Annotated in this window: 1 protein-coding gene; it reads left to right on the top strand. The window is 69.5% G+C overall.

Annotated elements, in window-relative coordinates; translation table 11 throughout:
* Positions 1 to 223 (top strand): acyltransferase domain-containing protein (locus ACEPPI_RS41030; RefSeq protein ID WP_373920316.1); only part of this gene is annotated, 223 nt, incomplete at both ends.

Raw genomic sequence — 223 nt, forward strand, 5'->3', positions numbered from 1 at the left:
TGCCCTGGCGCCGTTCGTGGACTTCGACGTGGTCCAGGTACTGCGGGAGGGGCGTTCGCTGGAGCGGGTGGATGTGGTCCAGCCCGTGACGTGGGCGGTGATGGTTTCCCTGGCCGAGCTGTGGCGTTCGCTGGGTGTGGTGCCGGATGCGGTGGTGGGGCATTCGCAGGGTGAGATCGCCGCTGCTGCCGTCTCGGGTGCGCTGTCCCTCGGGGATGCGGCT

It is taken from the genome of Streptomyces sp. AB3(2024) (genome assembly GCF_041862025.1).
Lineage (GTDB): Bacteria > Actinomycetota > Actinomycetes > Streptomycetales > Streptomycetaceae > Streptomyces.